This is a genomic window from Aliivibrio sp. EL58 (genome assembly GCF_900312675.1).
In the GTDB taxonomy this organism is placed as follows: Bacteria; Pseudomonadota; Gammaproteobacteria; order Enterobacterales; family Vibrionaceae; genus Aliivibrio.
Genome location: NZ_OMPC01000008.1, coordinates 50278 through 72896, shown reverse-complemented (window position 1 = coordinate 72896; position 22619 = coordinate 50278). Strand labels below are relative to the sequence as shown.

General features: G+C 41.0%; 22 protein-coding genes and 1 other RNA gene. 17 read left to right on the top strand and 6 right to left on the bottom strand.

Features of this window, described 5'->3' with window-relative positions; genetic code table 11:
* Position 1: 1 nt before the first annotated feature.
* Positions 2 to 2281: a DNA topoisomerase IV subunit A gene (gene parC / locus ED622_RS09720; protein ID WP_122033691.1), complete on the top strand. Its 2280-nt coding sequence runs from the start codon at positions 2 to 4 to the stop codon at positions 2279 to 2281.
* A gap of 110 nt (positions 2282 to 2391) precedes the next feature.
* Here parC and degS read toward each other — a convergent pair whose 3' ends face one another.
* Both degS and zapG read right to left on the bottom strand, forming a co-directional pair.
* Positions 2392 to 3459, bottom strand: a complete 1068-nt coding sequence (gene degS, locus ED622_RS09715; RefSeq protein ID WP_122033690.1) for an outer membrane-stress sensor serine endopeptidase DegS — start codon at positions 3457 to 3459, stop codon at positions 2392 to 2394.
* A 125-nt stretch (positions 3460 to 3584) separates the two neighbouring features.
* The gene (zapG, locus tag ED622_RS09710; protein WP_122033689.1) at positions 3585 to 4040 is read right to left on the bottom strand and encodes a Z-ring associated protein ZapG; all 456 of its coding nucleotides are present in this window, start codon (positions 4038 to 4040) and stop codon (positions 3585 to 3587) included.
* A gap of 125 nt (positions 4041 to 4165) precedes the next feature.
* On the opposite strand from zapG, the gene zapE reads away from it, so the two are divergent.
* The 8 genes from zapE (at position 4166) to sspB (ending at position 10617) form a co-directional block, all read left to right on the top strand.
* A complete protein-coding gene (gene zapE / locus ED622_RS09705) occupies positions 4166 to 5272 on the top strand; it encodes a cell division protein ZapE (protein ID WP_162922498.1) in 1107 nt (368 codons plus the stop codon).
* Positions 5273 to 5550: 278 nt separating this feature from the next.
* Positions 5551 to 5979 carry a 50S ribosomal protein L13 gene (gene rplM / locus ED622_RS09700; protein WP_122033687.1) on the top strand — a complete coding sequence of 143 codons (429 nt, stop codon included), beginning with the start codon at positions 5551 to 5553 and terminating at the stop codon, positions 5977 to 5979.
* 15 nt (positions 5980 to 5994) lie between these two features.
* Positions 5995 to 6387, top strand: coding sequence for a 30S ribosomal protein S9 (gene rpsI, locus ED622_RS09695; RefSeq protein ID WP_122033686.1), 393 nt, complete (start codon positions 5995 to 5997; stop codon positions 6385 to 6387).
* A gap of 396 nt (positions 6388 to 6783) precedes the next feature.
* Complete coding sequence (gene petA / locus ED622_RS09690; RefSeq protein WP_122033850.1) at positions 6784 to 7377, top strand: ubiquinol-cytochrome c reductase iron-sulfur subunit; 594 nt, start codon at positions 6784 to 6786, stop codon at positions 7375 to 7377.
* On the top strand, positions 7377 to 8645 hold the full coding sequence (locus ED622_RS09685; protein ID WP_122033685.1) for a cytochrome bc complex cytochrome b subunit: 1269 nt from the start codon (positions 7377 to 7379) through the stop codon (positions 8643 to 8645). Before petA ends, ED622_RS09685 begins: the two co-directional genes overlap by 1 nt.
* Positions 8642 to 9379 (top strand): cytochrome c1, encoded by a 738-nt coding sequence (locus tag ED622_RS09680; RefSeq protein WP_122033684.1) that lies wholly within the window; start codon positions 8642 to 8644, stop codon positions 9377 to 9379. The genes ED622_RS09685 and ED622_RS09680 overlap by 4 nt, the downstream gene beginning before the upstream one ends.
* Before the next feature lie 144 nt (positions 9380 to 9523).
* Positions 9524 to 10159, top strand: a complete 636-nt coding sequence (gene sspA, locus ED622_RS09675) for a stringent starvation protein SspA (protein ID WP_122033683.1) — start codon at positions 9524 to 9526, stop codon at positions 10157 to 10159.
* Positions 10159 to 10617, top strand: a complete 459-nt coding sequence (gene sspB / locus ED622_RS09670; protein ID WP_122033682.1) for a ClpXP protease specificity-enhancing factor — start codon at positions 10159 to 10161, stop codon at positions 10615 to 10617. The genes sspA and sspB overlap by 1 nt, the downstream gene beginning before the upstream one ends.
* An 84-nt stretch (positions 10618 to 10701) precedes the next feature.
* On the opposite strand, the gene ED622_RS09665 is transcribed toward sspB, so the two are convergent.
* The 4 genes from ED622_RS09665 to ED622_RS09650 are packed head-to-tail and all read right to left on the bottom strand — an operon-like array spanning position 10702 to position 14051.
* On the bottom strand, positions 10702 to 11289 hold the full coding sequence (locus tag ED622_RS09665; protein WP_122033681.1) for a BON domain-containing protein: 588 nt from the start codon (positions 11287 to 11289) through the stop codon (positions 10702 to 10704).
* 4 nt (positions 11290 to 11293) lie between these two features.
* Positions 11294 to 11884, bottom strand: a complete 591-nt coding sequence (locus tag ED622_RS09660; RefSeq protein WP_122033680.1) for a phosphoheptose isomerase — start codon at positions 11882 to 11884, stop codon at positions 11294 to 11296.
* A gap of 3 nt (positions 11885 to 11887) precedes the next feature.
* Entirely contained in the window at positions 11888 to 12259 is a 372-nt protein-coding gene (locus tag ED622_RS09655) for a YraN family protein (RefSeq protein WP_122033679.1), read from the bottom strand.
* Positions 12240 to 14051, bottom strand: coding sequence for a penicillin-binding protein activator (locus tag ED622_RS09650; protein WP_122033678.1), 1812 nt, complete (start codon positions 14049 to 14051; stop codon positions 12240 to 12242). The genes ED622_RS09655 and ED622_RS09650 overlap by 20 nt, the downstream gene beginning before the upstream one ends.
* Before the next feature lie 136 nt (positions 14052 to 14187).
* Here ED622_RS09650 and rsmI point away from each other — a divergent pair, with 136 nt between their 5' ends.
* The 8 genes from rsmI (at position 14188) to mraY (ending at position 22618) form a co-directional block, all read left to right on the top strand.
* Positions 14188 to 15051, top strand: a complete 864-nt coding sequence (gene rsmI / locus ED622_RS09645) for a 16S rRNA (cytidine(1402)-2'-O)-methyltransferase (RefSeq protein ID WP_162922497.1) — start codon at positions 14188 to 14190, stop codon at positions 15049 to 15051.
* Between the two features lie 56 nt (positions 15052 to 15107).
* Positions 15108 to 15514: RNase P RNA component class A (gene rnpB / locus ED622_RS09640), an RNA gene on the top strand.
* 168 nt (positions 15515 to 15682) lie between these two features.
* Positions 15683 to 16633 carry a 16S rRNA (cytosine(1402)-N(4))-methyltransferase RsmH gene (gene rsmH / locus ED622_RS09635; protein WP_122033676.1) on the top strand — a complete coding sequence of 317 codons (951 nt, stop codon included), beginning with the start codon at positions 15683 to 15685 and terminating at the stop codon, positions 16631 to 16633.
* The gene (gene ftsL, locus ED622_RS09630; protein WP_122033675.1) at positions 16630 to 16956 is read left to right on the top strand and encodes a cell division protein FtsL; all 327 of its coding nucleotides are present in this window, start codon (positions 16630 to 16632) and stop codon (positions 16954 to 16956) included. The genes rsmH and ftsL overlap by 4 nt, the downstream gene beginning before the upstream one ends.
* Positions 16953 to 18692: a penicillin-binding transpeptidase domain-containing protein gene (locus tag ED622_RS09625; RefSeq protein ID WP_122033674.1), complete on the top strand. Its 1740-nt coding sequence runs from the start codon at positions 16953 to 16955 to the stop codon at positions 18690 to 18692. The genes ftsL and ED622_RS09625 overlap by 4 nt, the downstream gene beginning before the upstream one ends.
* Positions 18693 to 18699: 7 nt before the next feature.
* On the top strand, positions 18700 to 20181 hold the full coding sequence (murE, locus tag ED622_RS09620; protein ID WP_122033673.1) for a UDP-N-acetylmuramoyl-L-alanyl-D-glutamate--2,6-diaminopimelate ligase: 1482 nt from the start codon (positions 18700 to 18702) through the stop codon (positions 20179 to 20181).
* Positions 20178 to 21536, top strand: a complete 1359-nt coding sequence (gene murF, locus ED622_RS09615) for a UDP-N-acetylmuramoyl-tripeptide--D-alanyl-D-alanine ligase (protein WP_122033672.1) — start codon at positions 20178 to 20180, stop codon at positions 21534 to 21536. The genes murE and murF overlap by 4 nt, the downstream gene beginning before the upstream one ends.
* Positions 21536 to 22618 carry a phospho-N-acetylmuramoyl-pentapeptide-transferase gene (gene mraY / locus ED622_RS09610; RefSeq protein ID WP_122033671.1) on the top strand — a complete coding sequence of 361 codons (1083 nt, stop codon included), beginning with the start codon at positions 21536 to 21538 and terminating at the stop codon, positions 22616 to 22618. Before murF ends, mraY begins: the two co-directional genes overlap by 1 nt.
* The last annotated feature ends 1 nt before the right edge of the window (position 22619 follow it).

The following is a 22619-nucleotide window of genomic DNA, read 5'->3' as shown; positions in this document are numbered from 1 at the left end:
TATGAGTTCAGAAATGTCCTTGGAAGGTGTTGAACAGCTGCCGCTGCGCAAGTTTACAGAAGACGCTTATCTAAATTACTCCATGTACGTAATCATGGATCGCGCATTGCCTTATATCGGTGATGGCTTGAAACCCGTTCAACGTCGTATTATTTATGCGATGTCAGAGCTTGGTTTATCTGCGAATGCAAAATACAAAAAATCGGCGCGTACGGTTGGTGATGTATTGGGTAAATACCACCCACACGGTGACTCTGCTTGTTATGAAGCAATGGTACTAATGGCTCAGCCTTTCTCTTACCGATACCCATTGGTAGATGGTCAGGGTAACTGGGGTGCGCCAGATGATCCGAAATCGTTCGCAGCAATGCGTTATACCGAATCAAAATTATCGAAGTTTGCTGATGTATTACTTGGTGAAATAAGCCAAGGTACGGTTGAATGGCAGCCAAACTTTGATGGTACGATGAAAGAGCCTAAGATCTTACCTGCTCGTCTTCCTCACATATTGCTGAATGGCATCATGGGTATCGCGGTTGGTATGGCTACGGATATTCCTCCTCATAATGTGCGTGAAGTTGCGAATGCGACAGTGCATTTATTGGATAATCCAAAAGCAGATTTAGATCAGGTTATGGATTTCATTCAGGGTCCTGATTATCCAACTGAAGCTGAAATCATTTCATCTCATACCGATATTAAGAAGATCTACCGTACTGGCCGTGGCAGCATTAAAATGCGTGCAGTGTGGCATAAAGAAGGCAGTGATATCGTTATTACTGCTTTACCACACCAAGTGTCAGGCAGTAAGTTATTAGAACAAATTGCAAGTCAAATGCGAGCGAAGAAACTACCAATGGTAGACGATCTTCGTGATGAATCGGATCATGAAAACCCAACGCGTATCGTGATTGTTCCGCGCTCAAATCGTATTGAAGCTGAGCCGTTAATGAATCATCTATTTGCTTCTACGGATCTTGAAAAAAGCTTCCGTGTGAACCTAAATATGATTGGTTTGGATTTACGTCCACAAGTTAAGGGCTTAGTTAGCATTCTTAATGAGTGGATTGAATTTCGTCGCACGACCGTTCGTAAGCGTTTACAGCATCGTCTTGATAAAATCTTAGCTCGTTTGCATATTTTAGATGGTCTACTGGCTGCGTATTTGAATATCGATGAAGTTATCGAAATCATTCGTACCGAAGATGATCCAAAACACGAGCTAATGACGCGCTTTGACTTAACTGAAATTCAAGCGGAAGCCATCTTAGAGATTAAACTTCGCCAGTTAGCAAAACTGGAAGAGATTAAGATCCGTGGTGAGCAAGATGAATTAGCGAAAGAACGAGATCAAATTGAGAAGTTATTAGGTTCTGAGCGTCGTCTAAATACGTTAATTAAGAAAGAAATCTTAGCGGATGCAGAGAAGTTTGGTGATGATCGTCGCTCTCCATTGGTTGAGCGTGAAGAAGCTAAAGCATTAACAGAGCGTGATTTAATTCCAAGCGAAACGATTACTGTTGTTCTTTCTGATAAAGGTTGGATCCGTCATGCGAAAGGGCATGAAGTTGACCCAACCACGTTAAACTATAAGTCGGGTGATAAATACCTAGCTCATGCGCGTGGTAAGAGTAATGCTCCTGCCGTCTTCATGGGCAGTAACGGTCGCAGTTACGCACTGGAATCACATACGTTGCCTTCAGCAAGAAGCCAAGGTGAGCCAATTACAGGCCGATTGAATATAACGGCAGGTAGCCAAATTACTCATGTTGTTATGGGTGAAGAAGATCAAGCCTGGTTAATTAGTTCTGATGCGGGTTATGGCTTTGTTTGTAAGGGAAGTGATTTACTATCGAAGAATAAGAATGGTAAGACGTTATTGACGCTTCCTGAAAATTCGTTAGTGATGAATCCTGAGTCTGTTTCTGATTTAGAGAATGATGAAATTTTAGCGATTACAAATGAAGGTAGAATGCTACTGTTCCCAATTAAAGATTTACCACAATTAGGTAAAGGCAAAGGGAACAAGATCATCAACATTCCAGCAGCACGTTCTAAGTCTCGTGAAGAGTTCTTATCTCACTTACTGCCATTGCCACAAGGTGCAACTATTACCTTGTATGCGGGTAAGCGTAAGTTAGGTTTGAAACCAAGTGACTTAGATAACTTCAGAGGTGAACGAGGCCGTCGTGGTTCTTTATTACCTAGAGGTTTACAGCGAGTGACTCGTATAGATGTTAATGGTGAAAGTACTTCAGTTGAAGTAGAAGAAAAAGAGTAATATCAATTTCGATTGGAATTAGTCGGTATCTTCTTTAAGTTTGATACACATATAAAAATAGCGCATTCATCATGCGCTATTTTTTTATCTATTAATGATTGAATATAGAATTAACTTTCTGGAGCTTCTTCTATTGTAACTTTAATTGTTTGAGCTATTCCTTTACGAATAATATCAACATCGACCTCAGTTCCCGGGCGAAGCTCAGTGACAATGTCAGTGACATTCTGGCGGTTAATCACACTCTCACCATTTATACTCGTAATGATATCTTGTGAAACAATGCCACTCTTTTCTGCTGGGCTATTTGGTGCAACGCCTAATACTAAGATACCGTTGATGTTATCTGCATTCATAAGGCGAGCCATTGCAGGGTTAATGTCTCGGCCATCAACGCCGATGTAACCACGGATAACTTGCCCATCAGCGATTAAACGACGCATGATTTTATCGGCGAGATCGTAAGGGATTGCAAAAGAAATTCCGTAGGTTTCTAATTCTGTGGCTTGTTGGAAAGAGGCGGTATTGATACCCACTAATTCACCACGAGTATTAACTAAAGCACCTCCAGAATTACCACGGTTAATTGCTGCATCGGTTTGGATTAATCCTTGAGTACCATCAGCACTTAAAGCCGCACGGCCTGTTGCGGAAATAATACCAAAAGTGGTGGTTTGTCCTAAGTTGTAAGGATTGCCAATCGCTAATACCACATCACCAATATCTGCTTGATAATTTGGATTTAAAGGGATCACAGGAAGATTAGTGTCTTTTATCTGTAGTACAGCGAGATCGGTGCGTTTGTCTTTTCCGACCAATTGAGAATTAAATAACCGCCCATCTTGAAGAGCGACAATGACTTGGTCAGCATCGGCAACGACATGGTAATTTGTGATGATATACCCTTTGTCACTAACGATAACGCCAGAACCAAGGCCTTCTGTGTCTAATCGTAGTCGGTCTTTATCATTGTATTTACGGCTATAGATATTAACAACAGCAGGAGCGGCTCGACGAACAGCATAATTAAATGAGATCTGATTATTGATCTGCTGAGAACCTTGAACAGTTTGATTTTGTTCTGTAGTAATAGAAGAGCGCAGATTAGGGAATGCAAATAACAGCACAGCAGCGGTTGCTGTTCCGATAATAGCTGAGCGCAATAAGAATGAAAGCATTGCCTTCCTAACCTTTAAATGAATAAAACAATAATTAGTTAGGATAACATTGAACGTAAATAAAAAGTAGAGATTGAAAATCAGCACTCATAGGATTAAAGCTTCGATGAGTGCTGATTGTAAGCTTATGCGATTTTTTCTTCTTTATTCGCACTTATATCACTTAGTGGTTCATCCTTTAACAAACCTGAAGCGCCATTAGCGTAATCTTTTGGCTGGCTATCAATTTCTTCTTTAATGTGAGCCACTTTTTTATTCAGCTCTGGTGAAAGAGTCATTTCATCTAAACGAGCAGAGAAAGGGTTATCTTGCTCAGGTAGATTTGGCATGAGTTCTTTTGAAGTTGATGCCATATGGTCGTACATTTTATTAAAGTCTTTTGCTAATGCTTCTAGCATGGTAGCACTGGTTGCAAAATGATCGACCAACTCTTGTCGGTATTGCTCTAGCTCGTATTTTGATTTTTCTAAGTCTTGTTTCAGTGTCTTTTGGTGTTTTATACCTGGCACTGTAACGCGAGAAATTAGAAAACCAATTATAATCCCAACAGCTAAGCCAATTAAGGCATAGGTCCAAGCCATGAAGTGCTCCTTATCATTTTTATTTAGAGTGAGTCGGCATAAGTGTGAGTCAGCCCACTCATCGGGTATATTGAGATCATGCTACTATGAAGAGAGTCAATCAACAAAAGAAAAGATTAAAACTGATGACACCATTAGAAAAATATCAGCTCGACCTACAACAGAATGGATTTCATCAAGACAGTGCTCAATTAAATGCGGTTGAGCACCTTGATGCATTATATCGACGCTTATCTACTCAAAAAGTTCCTCAGCCAGAAGTGAAAAAATCATGGCGCACTTTTTTTAAGAAAACGACTCCTGAAAAGCTAATCCCTGAAAAAGGCCTGTATTTTTGGGGCGGGGTAGGGCGAGGCAAAACGTATTTAGTTGATACTTTTTATGATGCACTGCCAACAGAGCGAAAGATGCGAGTGCATTTTCATCGTTTTATGCAGCGCGTTCATGATGAGTTGGGGGAATTGCAACAGCAGGCTGATCCCCTATTAATTGTGGCGGACAAATTTAAACAAGAAACGGACATTATCTGTTTTGATGAGTTTTTTGTCTCTGACATTACCGATGCGATGATTTTAGCTACTTTATTAGAGGCTTTATTTGAAAGAGGGATCGCGTTGGTGGCAACATCAAATATTTTACCTCAAGATTTGTATCGCAATGGATTACAGCGTGCGCGTTTCCTCCCTGCTATTGCCCTTATAGAAGAACATTGTGACATTGTTAATGTGGATAGTGGTATTGATTATCGCTTAAGGACATTAGAGCAGGCAGAGATCTTTCATTTTCCATTAGATGATAAAGCAGAGCAGAATATGAAAACATATTTTGAAAAGCTCACATCTGAAAGTGAATACAAACCAACAGTTATTGAAATTAACCATCGTCAATTACAGGTAAAAGCAGAGGGTGATGGGGTTGTTCATTTTGAATTCTCAGCATTATGCGAGAGTGCACGAAGTCAACATGACTATATAGAGTTGTCTCGTTTGTACCATACGGTCTTACTTTCTAATGTTAAGGTGATGGGCGAGTTGAATGATGATGCGGCTCGTCGTTTTATTGCGATGGTTGATGAGTTTTATGAGCGAAACGTCAAATTAATCATATCTGCAGAGGTGGATTTAGCCTGTATTTATGAAAAAGGGCGTTTAACGTTTGAATTTAAACGTTGTCAGTCTCGGTTGATTGAAATGCAAAGCCATGAATACCTAGCAAAAGAACATTTATCCTAATCATTTTCCCCTTGTTTTTATAATTTAAGGGGTTTATTTGATGTGATGAGGTTCAAAATTCATTTTTTTTATCTTTTTTCCCTAATATGTGAAATATCTTCAAAAAAAAGGTGATTTTTTCTTCACGCTTCACTATAATCCTCCGACCCACCGTTACTGTACTGGCTTAATAGCCAAGAGTGCCAACCACTCGAAGGGGTGATGACTGGGCTCGAAAATATACAGTGGGAGCGAAAGCTCCTAATCAGTGAATTTATTTTAAAACGGGTATCATTAGCATGAAAACTTTCGTTGCTAAACCAGCCGCTGTAAAGCGTGACTGGTATGTTGTAGACGCTGAAGGTAAAACTCTTGGTCGTATCGCAACTGAAATCGCATCTCGCCTACGTGGCAAGCATAAAGCAGAATACACTCCTCACGTAGATACTGGTGATTACATCATCGTTATCAACGCAGAGAAAGTACGCGTAACTGGTAACAAAGCAGCTGGCAAGATCTACTACCGCCACTCAGAGTTCCCAGGCGGACTAAAATCTATTTCTTTCGAGAAACTGATTGTTCGTAAACCTGAAATGGTTATTGAATTAGCTGTTAAAGGTATGCTTCCACGTGGTCCTCTTGGTCGTGCTATGTACCGTAAACTTAAAGTTTACGCTGGCGCTGAGCATAACCACACTGCTCAACAACCACAAGTACTAGACATTTAACCGAGGATCATGGCAATGGCAGAGAATCAATACTACGGCACTGGTCGCCGTAAAAGTTCAGCAGCTCGTGTTTTTATCAAACCGGGTACTGGCAACATCGTAATCAACAAGCGCAGCCTTGACGTTTACTTTGGTCGTCCAACAGCACGTATGGTTGTTAACCAACCTCTAGAGCTAGTTGAAATGACTGATAAACTAGACCTATTCATCACTGTTTCTGGTGGTGGTATTTCTGGTCAAGCTGGTGCGATCCGTCACGGTATCACACGTGCTCTTATGCAATTCGATGAAACATTACGTCCTGCACTACGTGCTGCTGGCTATGTTACGCGTGACGCTCGTTGCGTTGAACGTAAGAAAGTTGGTCTACGTAAAGCTCGTAAGAAACCACAATTCTCTAAGCGTTAATATTACGCTTGCCAAGTGGCTTTGGTTTCAAAGTCATTTTGGTTATTGTGGAAAAAGCTCAGCATTTTATGCTGGGCTTTTTTTGTTTTTGTGAGTTCACATACTCTTCATCACTTGAATTTCCTTATCTTTTCTTGTCTTTTCTTCCCTCTCGCTTTAAAAAGTATACCTACTTCACAAATGTTGCAAAAAAGTAGCTTTACCTTGTCAAAAAGTAAGGTTTTCTTTATCATTTATGGGTTAAAACGACAGCGTTAAAAATATGAACAAATTCTTTAGCTTTATTTAGAGTTTGAGGTATCAAAACTCTGTTGTATCACACCTTAAAGTTAGCCGTAGCTCGAAAATGTATGGACATAATAAAAACTATATAAAGAGCACATGGGAGAAAGTTGGATGAGCAATGCGCCAGTGAGTAATGGTCGACGTCGTTTCTTAACCGCAACAACTGCAGTTGTTGGTGGATTAGGGGCAGCAGCGGTGGCCGTACCTTTTATTAAATCTTGGAACCCGAGTGCAAGAGCGAAAGCTGCAGGTGCTCCGGTTGAAGTCGATATCAGTAAGCTTGAAGATGGGCAGATGGTTCGTGTTGAGTGGCGAGGTAAACCTGTATGGGTTGTACGTCGTTCAGAGGCACTTCTGCAATCGTTAACTGAAATTGATGGTCAACTACGAGATCCTTCTTCAGGGGAAGAGCAACAACCGAACTATGCTCAAAATGCATACCGTTCAATTAAGCCTGAGATATTTTTAGCCGTTGGGATTTGTACCCACCTTGGTTGTTCACCTACCTATTTACCTGACAGTTTTAGTGAGCAAGTTGAAGGGGTTAATTCTGGTTTCTTTTGTCCGTGTCATGGTTCTAAATTTGATATGGCTGGCCGAGTATTCCAAGGCGTACCTGCACCACTAAACCTTGTTGTTCCTAAGCATATGTACCTTAGTGATACTCGTATCCTTGTTGGGGTTGATGAAGGAGGGGAAGCCTAATGCAACCATTACTTGATTGGGTAGAAAAACGTCTACCTGCAATGAATGCTTATAAAAAGCATTTATCAGAATATCCAATGCCGAAAAACTTTAACTTTTGGTATTTCTTTGGCTCACTAGCAATGCTGGTTTTAGTTAATCAGTTGATTACTGGTATTTGGCTAACGATGAACTACGTACCTTCAGGTGAGGGTGCGTTTGCTTCTGTTGAATACATTATGCGTGATGTTGATTACGGCTGGCTATTGCGTTATATGCACTCCACTGGTGCGTCAGCGTTCTTTGTTGTCGTTTATCTTCATATGTATCGCGGTTTGATTTATGGTTCATACCAGAAGCCTCGTGAGCTTTTATGGCTATTTGGCATGTTGATCTTCCTAGTGTTAATGGCTGAAGCTTTCATGGGGTATTTATTACCATGGGGTCAAATGTCTTACTGGGGTGCTCAAGTAATCATTTCACTGTTTGGTGCAATTCCTGTTATTGGTGATGACTTAACACTGTGGATCCGTGGTGATTATGTAATTTCCGGTGCAACGCTGAACCGTTTCTTTGCTCTGCATGTTATTGCTTTACCTATTGTATTGCTGCTATTGGTTGTACTACATGTACTGGCTTTACATGAAGTTGGGTCAAATAACCCTGATGGTATCGAGCTTAAAATACCAAAAGCAAAAGATGACAAAGGTGATCATACAACCCAATTTAAATTTCACGAATACTACACTAAGAAATATAACATTATTGATTCTGTTCCTTTCCATCCGTATGGAACGGTAAAAGATATGATCGGTGTGGCTGGTTTCTTATTCTTCTTCTGTTATGTGTTGTTCTTTAATCCAGAAATGGGCGGTTACTTCCTTGAAGGGCCTAACTTTGAAGCAGCAAACCCACTGAAAACACCAGAGCATATTGCCCCTGTTTGGTATTTCACACCATTCTACGCAATTTTGCGTGCGGTACCTGATAAATTAATCGGTGTTGCTGCAATGGGTGCATCGATTGTTGTTCTGTTCCTTCTACCATGGTTAGATCGTTGTAAAGTACGCTCATATCGCTACCGTAGTAAGTTACATTTATTGAATATTGCACAATTCACTATTAGCTTTATTGCTCTTGGTATTTTAGGTGCATTACCAGCAACGGCGCTATATACGTTACTGGCGCAAATATTCAGCTTAACTTACTTTATGTTTTTTGTTCTTTTGTTTGTTTACAGCAAAAACGAAGTGACAAAACCATTACCAGAGAGGGTGACATTCAAATGAGAAAGTTGATTTTAGTACTTTTTGCTTTGTTGCCATCAATGGCAATGGCTGCTGGGGCTGGCGTTCCATTAGATAAAGCAAACAATGATATACGTGACCAAGCATCGCTTCAAAATGGTGCTAAGTTATTCATGAACTATTGTGCTGGTTGTCACTCAACTCAGTACCAACGTTATGGTCGAGTAGCAGAAGATTTAGGCATCCCTGTTGATCTAATGATGGATAACCTTGTTTTTGATCCGAACGCTAAAATTGGCGATTTGATGGAAAACGCAATTCCTGAAAAACAAGCGGCGAACTGGTTTGGTGCTCCGCCACCAGATCTAACTCTTGTTGCTCGTGTTCGTGGCACGGATTGGTTATATACGTATTTACGTACATTCTATGCTGATCCAACGCGCCCATTTGGTGTGAATAATATGGTTTTCCCAAGTGTTGGTATGCCTCACGTATTTCAAGAGCTACAAGGCGTAACTACTCCTATTTATGAAACGACCACAGTTGATGGCGTTGAGCATAAAGTGGTAGTGGGTGTTGAGTCTGATGGTACTGGTGAACTTAGCACGGGTGAATACGATGTGGCAGTTCGTGATTTAGTTAACTTTTTAGAGTATTCAGGTGACCCTGTACAGCTTGAACGTCACCGTTTAGGTTGGTGGGTGATGGGCTTTTTAGTGATATTTGCCTTTGTTTGCTACCTGCTTAAGAAAGAATATTGGCGCGATGTCCACTAATCGTGATATTCTAGATCGTTAATTGTACGCAATGGAGGCTTAGCCTCCATTGTTTTTGTGTCACTATTATTCTAGATTGAATGGTAGCTGACAAGCACCAACAATATGGTGCTTTTTGCTCCTAGATAAATACCGGAGGGCTCAATGGCTGTTGCTGCCAACAAACGCTCAGTAATGACGCTTTTTTCAGACGCTTCTGACATGTACAGTCATCAAGTACGCATTGTACTTGCTGAGAAGGGTGTAAGTGTTGAAGTTGAATTGGTTGAACCATCTAACTTGCCTGCAGAACTTGTAGAATTAAACCCTTACAAAACTGTACCAACGCTAGTTGACCGTGAGCTTGCTCTATACAATTCAAACATCATTATGGAATATTTAGATGAGCGTTTTCCTCATCCTCCATTGATGCCTGTTTACCCAGTCGCTCGTGGTAATAGTCGTCTAATGATGCACCGCGTTGAAACTAACTGGTACTCATTAGCAAAAATTGTTGAGTCTGGTTCTTTTGAAGAATCTGAAGCTGCTCGTGCAAAACTGCGTAATGACTTACTAATGTTAGGTCCAATTTTTGCTGAATACACTTACTTCATGAGTGATGAGTTTAGCCTAGTTGACTGTTATTTAGCTCCGCTGCTATGGCGTTTGCCATCAATGGGAATTGAATTATCAGGCCCAGGTGCTAAAGAACTTAAAATTTATATGACTCGTGTATTTGAACGTGATTCATTCCTAGCTTCGCTAACAGAAGCTGAACGTGAACTGCGTCTAACAAACTAATGGATATTAGTTCAATGATGCCGCGTCGCCCATATTTATTACGAGCATTTTATGAATGGATCGTTGATAACGAGCTAACACCCCATCTTGTTGTTGATGCAACTATGAATGGTGTTCGAGTACCTGAAGACTTTGTTCAAGATGGTCAAATCGTTTTAAACGTGGCACCACATTCTGTTGGTAATTTAGAAATGGGTAATGAAGCGGTAACATTTAATGCCCGTTTTGGTGGTCGCCCACATTCGCTTATTCTTCCTCTATATGCGATTCAAGCTATCTATGCGCGTGAAAACGGCGCTGGAACTATGTTTGAACCAGAAGAGGCTTATGAGTTGACTACGGACGAAGGGATTTTTGAAGAGACACTTTCTTCTGTATCTGAAGATGAAACATCATCAGATGATAAGCCTGAGCCACCACGACCAACAGGTCGACCAAGTTTACGAGTAGTTAAGTAGTTTATACTATTTACATCCAGCATAATAAAAAAGCCTGCATATCATTGCAGGCTTTTTTTTTGAATAGAAATCATAGAAATAAGGTTATTTTTCTACATCGCCACCTTGGCCGTATTCAAAGGCCTTAATCACTTCTTTAACGCCTTTAATATTGCGTGCGACTTCTGCGGCAATATTACCTTGCTCTTCTGTGACAAAACCAACAAGGAAGACTTCTTGTGCTTCAGTGAATACACTGATCTTTATCCCATTCAATTCTGATTTAGCGAGTAGTGAAGACTTCACTTTTGTGGTGATCCAGCTATCGTTATTAATCTGAGTAAAGGTTAATAAAGGACGAACTCGAATTTGATTATAAACGGTATTTACACCATTCATGTTTTTAATTTGTTGCTCAAATTTTTGATTGAGTTGTGCATCTTTTGCTTGCCCCATTAGTAATATTTTACCATTGTAAGTAACAGCACTTACGCGCATGTTATATTGATAAGGGGCTTTATTGACTAGGCCTGTCGCTTCTAAAGATAGATTCTTATCAGATAGCTGCTCTTTCATTGAACGGTTATCTGTCACAACAGAAGCGGTAGTTGCCGCACCAGCAATGAATAAACCAGCACAGCCTTGCAATAAAACGGCGGAAAGTAAAAGAGCACTTAGTTTTACTAATTTCATCGTATTACTCTGAATGTTGTGGGAACAGTACTTGATCAACAAGATCACAAATACAGTGTAAGGTTAAAAGATGAACCTCTTGAATTCGGGCAACACGGTGAGATGGAATTCTAATTTCAACATCAGACTCACCTAATAGACCAGCCATAACGCCACCATCCATACCTGTTAAAGCAATGATAGTCATGTCTCTACTTACTGCAGCTTCCATCGCCTTTAAGATATCTTGGCTATTACCACTGGTGGAGATGGCAAGTAGAATATCCCCTGGTTGACCTAGAGCTCTCACCTGTTTAGAGAAAATCTCATCATAATTATAGTCATTAGCAATCGCTGTCAAAGTTGAAGTGTCAGCCGTTAAAGCCATGGCTGGCAAGCTAGGGCGTTCTGTCTCAAAACGATTTAATAGGCAAGATGCAAATTGTTGAGCGTTAGATGCAGAACCACCATTACCGCAGGATAAGATTTTATTTCCTTTTAATAAGGTAGAAACCATCGCTTGAGAGGCGTGCATAATGTGGTCAGGAAGCGCTTCAGCTGCTGCTATCTGGATTTGGATACTTTCAGTAAAGCTTTCTTTAATATGTTCTAGCATTGTTTACCCTTCAACAATTGCATTTTTGATCCAGTTGATTTCCTTACCTTGGGAGTGGATAGCAACTACATCAAATCTAAAAGATGTATGTTCAACAGAGAGCCCATTTTTCATGAGCCAAAAGAGAGCGGTTCGCTGTAATTTGCGCTGTTTCTGCCATGTTACCATTTCTTGCGCGGAACCGTAATTTGAAGTGGCGCGATATTTTACTTCGACAAAAACAAAGCTATCTCGATCTCGCATGATGAGATCGAGTTCACCTGTCTTTGAATGGAAGTTACGATCAATGAATATGAGTTGATGTTGCTCTAAATAGCCTTGAGCCATCAACTCATAATATTCACCTTTTGCTCGCTTATTCTGCTTTTTCTCCATGAATAGACCAACTCATTTGTCGTTGAATAACGCATTCTTGGTTAATACTCAACTCGCCGGTCTTACCTTCCATATGATAATCATCTAAGGCTTTCATTTGTGGTAATTCGGCAATCAATTGGTAAGCATCCATCCCTAATGCGTGAAGTCGAGTTTCGCCATTACTGCTTTTTGGCCAAAGCTCATCATATTGTGCTTTAAACTTATTATCTTCATTGATTAATAGTGGAATATCACTGAATTCAATGCCATGAATTTCTACCAATTTAGTTTGGCTACCACTATTACTGCGTGAACTTGCGTACAATTTTGGTACGGTAATTCCTGGGTTAATTGCGACATCAATGAAAGGTTTTAATAGTACTAATTCACTGCTTCTTGCAACCATGTAAACAGAATCAATATCACGACGGCTACGAGGTTGAGATTCTAGCTCTATTTTCGTCAGGGCATTCATTTGATAAATACGGGCTTGGCTGCTTTCAAGGCCAAACACACTGTTCACTTTCTGTTGTAATTGTGATTTTTTACCAAAGTAGCTGATCGATGGTTTCTTGGCTGTTAATTGATACCATTTGTCACTAAATGCTTGGCTAAGACGTTCGCCCATAGTGCCTTGCGGTGCTAAGAATAGTGGGTGCTTATGACCTAGTTTAAATAGGTGGATAGCCGCTTGTTCAGCTTCTTGTTCTGGTGAAAGAGTGAAATAACAGCTGTTCTTGTCAGTATCAATAACACTTGGGATATTCAGTGCTAACTGAGGAATTTCAGATTCATTTAATGATTGAAATTCTTCAATTTTACTGCGTAGAAGTGGCCCAACAACAAATTGAATATCTTCTTGGTTTAATGTGGCGATAATTTCAGTCATTGGTGTCGCTTCAGTATCAATGACTTTAAATTTGGTAAATTCGCCACGCTCTTTATCTTCCATCATGGCATTAATAAAGCCATCTCGAACACGTATTGCTTGCGGCCCAAATCGACCCGTAAGCGGCAGTAGCAGTGCGACATTATCAGGGCGTACAATTTCTAGCGCAAGAATATCAAGGATTGCTTGAGGTGTATAAATCACTGCAGGATGGCTTGGATTTGCTTGTAGCCACTCATTCAATGTCTCTTGAAGACGAGCAGGAGAGTGTTTTAACGTATCTAAATAAGTCGCCAGTTGTACCCAGCCATGTAAGTTTGTTTCACTCTCATCTAACTTAACGTCTTGCAGGTTGGTACTATTTAGCGATGAGACATTGGTCCACACTTGAGCCCAAAGCTGTTCTTTTTGATCGTTAGGCGTGAAGGTGTCTAATTCTATTAACTCACGAGCAGAGTTAAGATTGTCGCCACTGAATAAGTAAAGCTCATGACGTAGTTTATGGTATTGAATCCACTGACTGTCTTCTAGCTTCCACCATGTTTGAAAGTTGAGTACTTGAAGAGCTTCTTCATACTTACTCTGTGTTTTTAGCATGTTTGCGTGGCTTAGCTGCATTTCAGCGGTTTGAGCTGGAGAGAGTTGCATGCTCGCTAAGCGTGTTAATAGCTTATTTGCTAAATCTATATTCTGTTCTTGCACGGCAGCTTTTAATGCCATGATCAGAAAATCAGCCTGAAGCGTACCTTGTTGTTGGTCTGCTTTTAAAATATAAGCACTGCTGGTTTCTGATGGTGATTGTGTAATATCAAGATGATCAGGCGCTTTTGGTGAGCTCGAACATGCTGCCAATGTTAGTGCTAAGGCTACAGGAGCTATCAGGCGTGTTACACTGTTCTTTCTAAGGGTCATATTTGCCATGGGTAATATACTGGTCCTACTTAAAAGGGCTGTTTTTACTATGGATGCTAATCACCCGAACAGCTAAAATATTATTTTGATTATAGTGGTGTCTATCTATATTCCCTATATTAATCGCAGAAGAGATAGTAAACAAATGACAGATCACAATTTATCTGTGGTAGAGACTGCAACTTTGTACATTGTACCTACCCCAATCGGTAATTTAGGTGACATAACGCAACGCGCTTTAGAAGTGTTAAAATCCGTTGACTTAATTGCTGCTGAAGATACTCGACATACAGGCAAGTTATTGTCTCACTTTGGTATTTCTAGTCAAACATTTGCGTTACATGATCATAACGAACAGCATAAAGCAGACTTGTTGATCAGTAAATTACAACAAGGCAAATCTATTGCGCTTGTCTCAGATGCTGGAACGCCGTTAATTAGTGATCCAGGGTATCATTTAGTGAATCGTTGTCGTCAAGCGAACGTCAATGTTGTGCCATTACCTGGTGCTTGTGCGGTAATTACTGCGTTATCAGCAGCGGGCCTGCCTTCAGACCGTTTTAGCTTCGAAGGTTTTCTGCCGCCAAAAAGCAAAGGGCGTCGTGATAAATTTGAAGAAATTGCACAAGCAGAACGTACGTGTATTTTTTATGAATCACCACACCGAATTATGGATTCATTAGACGACATGCTAACGGTTCTTGGTGCTGAGCGACAAGTTGTTCTTGCTCGTGAATTAACTAAAACCTATGAAACCATTTATGGTGCACCGCTTGGTGAGCTGATTGAATGGATAAAAGAGGACTCAAATCGTAAGCGTGGAGAGATGGTTTTATTGATCCATGGCTTTAGAAGTGAAGCGAAAGATGAATTGCCATTTGAAGCAACTCGTTCAGTTTCTATCCTTGTAAAAGAGCTTCCGCTTAAAAAAGCAGCAGCAATGGCGGCTGAAATTCATGGCGTGAAGAAAAATGCCCTATATAAATGGGGTTTAGAGCATTTAGATTAAGAGAATTGAGAAAAAGGGGTGGTAACTTATTACTGACTCTTATATCATTCGCTTCAGGAGCTGACTCGGTAATCGCTGCTTCATTGATGTCCTTCGGGAGACTGATGGAGGGGAGGAAAGTCCGGGCTCCATAGAGCAGGGTGCCAGGTAACGCCTGGGGGGCGCAAGCCCACGACAAGTGCAGCAGAGAGAAAACCGCCGATGGCTTAATCTTCTTTATTCTTCGGGATAGGAAGTAAGCACAGGTAAGGGTGAAAGGGTGCGGTAAGAGCGCACCGGGCGTCTAGTAATAGTGCGTTGCAAGGTAAACTCCACCCGGAGCAAGATCAAATAGGCCCTCACATAGCATTGCTCGTGTTTGGGGGCGGGTAGATTGCTTGAGCCTGTGAGCGATTGCAGGCCTAGACGAATGGTTACCACCGCGCAAGCGGGACAGAACCCGGCTTATATGTCGGCTCCTAACTTAGCCCACCATAGTACTATTTCGGTAGTGTTATGGTGGGCTTTGTGCTTTCTGCAACATTGGTTTAGAATTATCACTAATTTGACACACATCCCTGTATTTTTAGTTTACACTTTAAAACTAAAATTCAGTCGCTTATTCTCATAATTACGGTAGTAAATACTCACTATGTCTGAACAATTTCAACACGTATCTGTACTTCTTAATGAATCTATTGATGGCTTAGCTATTAAACCTGATGGTATCTACATTGATGGTACTTTTGGTCGTGGTGGTCACAGCCGTCAAATTTTATCGCGATTAGGTGAAAATGGACGCTTGTACAGTATTGACCGTGATCCACAAGCGATTGCTGAAGCGAAAACCATTACCGACCCACGCTTTACTATTATCCATGGTCCTTTTTCAGGATTAAAAGGATACGTTGAAGAACTTGGTCTGGTTGGACAAATTGATGGTGTCTTATTGGATTTAGGTGTGTCATCACCACAATTAGATGATGCCGATCGTGGTTTCAGCTTTATGAAAGACGGTCCTTTGGATATGCGAATGGACCCAACCTCTGGAATGCCTGTTTCTCAATGGCTACAAGATGCTGATGTTGAAGACATTACTTGGGTTATCCGTGAGTTTGGTGAAGATAAACACGCATGGCGCATTGCAAAAGGCATTGTTGCTTATCGTGAAAATGAAGAAAATGAGCCATTAACGCGTACCGGTCAATTAGCTAAGCTAATTTCTGATGTGGCTCCAAAGAATTTTAAAGAGAAAAAACACCCTGCAACTCGAGCTTTCCAAGCTTTCCGTATTTACATTAATAGTGAATTGGATGAGATTGATACTGCATTGAATGGCGCACTAGATGTATTTGCTGAAGGTGGCCGTTTATCGGTGATCAGCTTCCATTCGCTAGAAGACCGCATGGTTAAGCACTTCATTCGTAAAGAAAGCCGAGGCCCACAAGTTCCTCATGGTCTACCGCTAACTGAAGCTCAAATTAGTGCGTTAGGTAGTGCTAAAATGAAAGCGGTTGGTAAAGCAATTAAACCGACTGATAACGAAGTTGATGTGAATGTTCGTTCACGCAGTTCTGTTTTGCGTATTGCTGAGCGCTTATGAGTCAAGATACCTCTCCACCATCTAATTTAACAAAAATGATTGGCCTAGACCTTTTTAATGTAGGCCGACTTCATACGATTTTGTTATTTTGTGTTTTTTTCAGCGCCATCGGGGTGGTGTTAGCAACTCATAGCACCCGTCAAATGGCGGTTAAGCGAGAAAATTTGTTGCTTGAAAAGGACATACTAGATGGTGAGTGGCGTAATTTGATTCTAGAAGAAAGTGCATTAGCTGAGCACAGTCGAGTTCAGTCTCGTTCCGTTCAAGAGTTGGATATGGAACGACCAGCACCAGATAAAGAAGTCATAATTAAACTACGATGAAACTACCAAATAGAAAAAAAAATAATAAACGCATAACCAAAGCGCCGCCGACTCTAATTCAGTGGCGCTTTGGCGTTATTGTTTTCTTCGTTTTTCTCGCACTAGCGATTTTGATAGCACGAGCGGCTTATATTCAAGTTATTGAACCTGATAATTTGATTAAACAAGGCGATATGCGTTCAATCCGAGTCAAATCCCTTCCTTCTGCTCGTGGCATTATCTCTGATCGTAATGATGAACAGCTTGCGGTTAGTGTTCCTGTGGATGCCGTTTGGGCCGATCCCGTTGCCATTTATAAGGCAGGCGGTCTAGTTGAAGTTGAGCGCTGGTATGCGCTTGCTGATGTATTAGGTCTAAAACGCAAAGAGTTACTCTCTAAAATTGAGAAGAATAAAAAGCGTCGCTTTATTTACCTTCAGCGTCAAATTTCACCAGCGGTTGCTGGATATATTCGAAAACTAAAATTAGCCGGCATTGGGTTGAAGGCGGAATCTCGTCGCTATTATCCAACGGGAGAGATCAGTGCGCACGTTATTGGTGTGACCGGTATTGATAGCCATGGTCTTGAAGGTGTTGAGCGCAGCTATGACGGTTGGTTAACGGGAGAACCTGGTAGAAGAACCGTTCGTAAAGACCGTTATGGGCGTGTTGTTGAAAATATTTCATTAAAAGAGAAGCAAGAAGGTAAGCCGTTAGTACTGAGTGTTGATCAACGCTTACAGGCCATTGCTTATCGTGCAATCAAACAAGCGGTTGCTGATTATCGAGCGATGTCAGGTTCAGTTGTGATGATTGATATTAAGACGGGTGAAGTGCTTGCGATGGTGAATGCGCCGTCATATAACCCAAATGATAGAAGCCAGTTACAAAGCTTTAGAATGCGAAATCGCGTGATTACCGATACGTTAGAACCTGGCTCAACAGTAAAACCATTTGTCGTATTAGCAGCGTTAGATGGGGGGTCGGCGAACTTAAATACTATCGTAGATACCGGTAATGGCATTATGAGAATTGGTGGCAGTCGTGTGCGTGACAGCTCTAAAGTCGGTAAGGCTGATTTAACAACAATCTTAAAGAAATCAAGTAATATCGGTGTGGCTCATTTAGCGTTAGGGATGCCATTACAAGAACTATTAGCAGAGTACGCGGCAGTTGGTCTTGCTGACCCATCTGGTTTAAATTTGATTGGTGAAGCAACAGGTATATTCCCTGATCGTCGTCGTTGGTCTGATTTTGAGATCGCAACGCTTGCTTTTGGTTATGGTTTATCGGTAACGCCAATTCAACTGGCTCATGCTTATGCCACCTTAGGTGCTTATGGCGAATATCGTCCATTGTCTATTTTGAAAACGACAGGTCCAACTCCGGGTAAACAAGTCGTCAATCGTCAACACGCTAAAGCCGTATTGGAAATGATGGAAACCGTAACTCAACCTGGAGGCACTGCGACCAAAGCCGCAGTCCCTGGATATAGAGTCGCCGCAAAAACTGGTACTTCTCGTAAAGCGGTTCGTGGTGGTTACAGTGATGAATACATGACGGTGACGGCCGGTGTCGCACCAGTAAGTAACCCTCGAATTGCTTTAGTTACTATCGTTAACCAACCACAGGGCGATGAATATTACGCCGGACAAGTTGCGGCACCTATTTTTGGTCAGGTAATGAAAGATGCGCTGCAAATATTGAACGTAGCGCCGGACGAAAGTACCGTAAAACATATTGATGTATTGAATTAGGATATTGATGATGCAGTTATCTGAATTACTGTTGCCTTGGTGCGAGTTAACTCAAGCTGTGGCAATTTCATCCATGACATTGGACAGTCGTAAAGTTTCAGCGGGTTGTTTATTTGTGGCAATTAAAGGTCATGCCGTTGATGGCCGACAGTTTATTTCTTCAGCAATCGCTAATGGAGCGGTTGCCGTAATTGCCGATGCTGATGCCGACAATGTCGCAGGAAAAGTGATAACTATAGATCAAACTATTGTGGTTTATATTGATTCGTTATCAGAAAAGCTAAGTGCTATTGCAGGACGTTTTTATCAAGCAGATAAACGAAAGATGCAATTGGTTGGTATTACGGGAACTAACGGTAAAACAACCATTTCACAGATCATTGCACAGTGGGCTAGCTTATTAGATACGGCAGCGGGAGTAATGGGCACAACGGGAAATGGTTTATTAACGGATTTAAAACCGGCGCTAAATACCACGGGAAGCCCAATTGAAATTCAACAAACATTAAGTGAACTTGAAAGTGTAGGTGCTGAATTAACCGCATTGGAGATCTCTTCTCATGGTTTAGTTCAGGGTCGTGTTAACGCGTTGTCTTTTGATGCTGCTGTATTTACCAATCTAAGTCGTGATCATCTTGATTATCATGGCTCTATGGAGAATTACGCTGAAGCGAAAAAACTGTTATTTACCGCTCATAAACCTAAGCATTCAATTATCAATGCAGATGACGCGATTGGTCTCTCTTGGTTAAAAGAGTTACCTCATGCTGTTGGTGTATCACTTAATGAAGAACAGCTCGTTGGTCATTCTGGTCAAAAAGTATTTGCTACCTCTGTTGCGTATTCTACCGATGGTATTCAATTAACATTGGTATCTGATTGGGGAAATACAGAGCTTTCTGTACCATTAATTGGCGCATTTAATGCCAGTAATATATTGGTTGCTTTTGCGACGCTTTTATCTCTTGGTTACGATATTAAAAAGCTAGCCGAAGCCGCACCAAAGTTAACAGCAGTTATTGGTCGAATGGAGCTTTTTAGTTCAGAAAACAGAGCGAAAGTTGTTGTTGATTATGCTCATACTCCTGATGCTCTAGAGAAAGCACTACAAGCATTACGAGTACATTGTGATGGTAAGTTATGGTGTATTTTCGGTTGTGGTGGAGACAGAGATACGGGTAAACGCCCGATGATGGCCGCTATTGCTGAGCAGCAAGCAGATGTTGTTATTTTAAGTGATGATAATCCTCGCTCTGAAGATCCTACGCTTATTACCAATGATATGTTAGCTGGCTTGAAGCAACCTGAAGCAGCTCATGTTATTCATCATCGATTTGATGCGTGCCAGTTTGCACTTTCTCAAGCGAATGAAAAGGATATTATTTTACTCGCAGGCAAAGGCCATGAAGATTATCAAGTGCTTGCTAATGAGACTATCCATTACTCAGATCGTGAAACCGCCCAGAAATTATTAGGATTATCATCATGATGTTAATGTCATTAAATGAGATTGCTCAAGCGTGTCAGGGACGCTTAATTGGCTCTGACACCACAATTTTAAGTGTTTCTACTGATAGTCGAAATATGGCAGAAAAAGGGCTGTTTGTTGCACTTATTGGTGAGCGTTTTGATGCTCATTCTTTTATTTCTGTTGCTCAAGAACAAGGTGCCGTTGCGCTATTAGTTTCGCGTGAGGTTGACTCTCTATTACCTCAAATCGTCGTTGATGATACCGAAAAAGCGCTAGGCTTATTAGGTCAATACGTTCATCAGCAATGCAATACATTTACGCTGGCGCTAACAGGAAGTTGTGGAAAAACAACCGTAAAAGAGATGTTAGCCTCTATCTTGAAATTCTCAGGAGAAGTACTAGCGACGGCGGGTAATTTTAATAATGAAATTGGTGTTCCATTAACCTTATTACGCTCTCAACCAAGTAATGATTTTGCCGTTATTGAATTAGGGGCTAATCATCAAAATGAAATCGCCTATACCACACAACTTGTTCAACCTAATGTAGCCTTGGTCAATAATATCGCGGCGGCGCATCTAGAAGGCTTTGGCTCGATAGAGGGAGTTGCTAAGGCAAAAGGTGAGATCTTTGAAGGTCTAAAAGAGAACGGTACCGCTATTTATAATCTAGATAGTAACGGCTTACCTGATTGGAACGCTTTATTTGTGGGTAAAACGGTATTTAGTTTTTCTCAAGATAATCACCAAGCTGACTTTTATGCCAGTAGTATAGAGGTGAATGCACTGGGTGAACCGTCATTCAACTTAAACACTCCAATTGGCAGTGTCAGTGTTTCTTTAGCGATTATTGGAAAACATAATGTTGCCAATGCCGTTGCAGCAGCAGCATTAGCAATTCAAGCAAAATGTACATTGGATGATATCCAGCAAGGTTTACAAGCGTTAGGTAATGTTAAAGGTAGAGTCGCTGTAGAGATCTTACCGTCAGGACTTAAGGTGATTGATGATACATACAATGCCAGTGTTCCTGCTATGAAAGCGGCAGTGGATTTATTAGGCGGATTTAGCGGCAATCGTTGGCTTGTTTTAGGGAATATGGCAGAGCTTGGAGAAGAAAGCCTTGCACTTCATCGTGAAGTTGGTGAATATGCTGCCCCATATCAATTTGAGCAAGTACTTACTTTTGGCGACGACACAAAGGTAATTAGTGAGTTATGTGAGGGGCATCATTTTGAGTCTCGTGATGCATTAAATAGCTATGTACTGCAACAATTACAATTAATTAAACATAATGAGGTTACCGTGTTAGTAAAAGGTGCCAATAGTTCACGTATGAGCGAAGTGGTTTCTGCTCTTAAGGAGTGTCAGTAATGATCATCTGGTTATCAAACTTTCTAGAGCAATATTTTCCGTTTTTTCGTTTATTTGAATACCTTAGCTTCCGAGCTATTTTAAGTATTATCACGGCATTATCTATTTCATTATGGATGGGACCTAAACTAATTAGATGGTTACAGAGCCTGCAAATTGGTCAAGTGGTTCGTGATGATGGTCCTGAATCTCACTTTAGTAAACGTGGTACCCCAACGATGGGCGGTATCATGATTTTAACCGCCATTTCGGTAACCGTTCTCTTATGGGCAGACCTTACAAACCCTTATGTATGGGCGGTTATGTTTGTGTTATTAGGCTATGGTGCTGTCGGTTTTGTTGATGATTATCGCAAAGTGGTACGTAAAAATACCGATGGGCTTATCGCTCGTTGGAAATATTTTTGGCAATCTGCAATCGCGCTTGTTGTTGCTTTTGCACTGTACGCTTACGGTAAAGATACCGCGGCAACTCAGCTTGTTGTTCCTTTCTTTAAGGACATCATGCCTCAACTTGGTCTGACTTATATCCTATTAACCTACTTTGTTATTGTCGGAACAAGTAATGCGGTTAACTTAACCGATGGTCTTGATGGCTTAGCGATTATGCCAACGGTATTCGTTGCTGCAGGTTTTGCCTTTATTGCATGGGCAACAGGTAATGTACAGTTTGCGAATTACTTACACATTCCACACATTCCACAAGCAAGTGAATTGGTAGTTGTTTGTGCCGCAATCGTTGGTGCTGGCTTTGGTTTCCTATGGTTTAACACTTACCCAGCACAAGTATTTATGGGCGATGTAGGTTCGTTAGCACTAGGTGGTGCATTAGGTACGATTGCTGTTCTTGTTCGTCAAGAGTTCTTATTAGTGATCATGGGCGGTGTATTCGTTGTTGAAACCTTATCGGTAATTCTTCAAGTAGGTTCATATAAACTACGTGGTCAGCGTATTTTCCGTATGGCTCCAATACATCACCATTACGAACTGAAAGGATGGCCAGAACCACGTGTTATTGTACGTTTTTGGATTATCTCTATGTTATTGGTTCTTATTGCATTAGCGACATTGAAGGTACGTTAAT